Origin of the sequence: Paenibacillus sp. LHD-117, from assembly GCF_030929555.1 — a bacterium.
In the GTDB taxonomy this organism is placed as follows: Bacteria; Bacillota; Bacilli; order Paenibacillales; family Paenibacillaceae; genus Pristimantibacillus.
The window spans coordinates 1-1703 of record NZ_JAVFVT010000075.1; the positions used below are offsets into that span (position 1 = coordinate 1).

The following is a 1703-nucleotide window of genomic DNA, read 5'->3' on the forward strand; positions in this document are numbered from 1 at the left end:
ACTTGGGTAGGGGAGCGTCGTATATAGGTTGAAGTCAGACCGTAAGGACTGGTGGACGGTATACGAGTGAGAATGCCGGTATGAGTAACGAAAAGACAAGTGAGAATCTTGTCCGCCGAAAGCCTAAGGGTTCCTGAGGAAGGCTCGTCCGCTCAGGGTAAGTCGGGACCTAACGCGAGGCCGAAAGGCGTAGTGGAAGGACAACAGGTTGATATTCCTGTACCACCGAAGATTGTTTGAGCAATGGGGTGACACAGAAGGGCAGTGACGCGGGCTGATGGAATAGCCCGTCCAAGCAGTGAGGCTAGTCGGTAGGCAAATCCGCCGACTGTTAGGCTGGGCTGTGATGGGGAGCGAAAATTGCAGTAGCGAAGGTCATGTACTCCGGCTGTCGAGAAAAGCCTCTAGTTAGATCTAGGTGCCCGTACCGCAAACCGACACAGGTAGGCGAGCAGAGCATGCTAAGGCGCGCGGAAGAACTCTCGTTAAGGAACTCGGCAAAATGACCCCGTAACTTCGGGAGAAGGGGTGCCTCGGTAGGGTGAATAGCCCGAGGGGGCCGCAGTGAAAAGGCCCAAGCGACTGTTTAGCAAAAACACAGGTCTGTGCGAAGCCGTAAGGCGAAGTATACGGGCTGACGCCTGCCCGGTGCTGGAAGGTTAAGGGGAGCGGTTAGGGGCAACCCGAAGCTGTGAACCGAAGCCCCAGTAAACGGCGGCCGTAACTATAACGGTCCTAAGGTAGCGAAATTCCTTGTCAGGTAAATTCTGACCCGCACGAATGGCGTAACGACTTGGGCGCTGTCTCAACGAGAGATCCGGTGAAATTTTAATACCTGTGAAGATGCAGGTTACCCGCGACAAGACGGAAAGACCCCATGGAGCTTTACTGCAGCTTGATATTGGACTTTGGTACGATCTGTACAGGATAGGTGGGAGCCTAGGAAGCCGGAGCGCCAGCTTCGGTGGAGGCGCCGTTGGGATACCACCCTGATCGTATCGGAGTTCTAACCTGGCACCGTGAAACCGGTGCGGGGACCGTGTCAGGCGGGCAGTTTGACTGGGGCGGTCGCCTCCTAAAATGTAACGGAGGCGCCCAAAGGTTCCCTCAGAATGGTTGGAAATCATTCGAAGAGTGCAAAGGCATAAGGGAGCTTGACTGCGAGACCTACAAGTCGAGCAGGGACGAAAGTCGGGCTTAGTGATCCGGTGGTACCGAATGGAAGGGCCATCGCTCAACGGATAAAAGCTACCCTGGGGATAACAGGCTTATCTCCCCCAAGAGTCCACATCGACGGGGAGGTTTGGCACCTCGATGTCGGCTCATCGCATCCTGGGGCTGAAGTAGGTCCCAAGGGTTGGGCTGTTCGCCCATTAAAGCGGTACGCGAGCTGGGTTCAGAACGTCGTGAGACAGTTCGGTCCCTATCTGTCGCGGGCGTAGGAAATTTGAGAGGAGCTGTCCTTAGTACGAGAGGACCGGGATGGACGTACCGCTGGTGTACCAGTTGTTCCGCCAGGAGCACCGCTGGGTAGCCAAGTACGGACGGGATAAGCGCTGAAAGCATCTAAGCGTGAAGCCCCCCTCAAGATGAGATTTCCCAGTATGTAAGACCCCTTGAAGACGACGAGGTTGATAGGTTCGGGGTGGAAGCACAGCAATGTGTGGAGCTGACGAATACTAATCGGTCGAGGGCTTATCCTA

The 1703-nt window shown here is 55.4% G+C and carries 1 rRNA gene; it reads left to right on the forward strand.

The annotated features are described in order from the left end of the window. A 23S ribosomal RNA gene (locus RB620_RS30045) occupies positions 1-1703 on the forward strand; the annotation flags it as partial.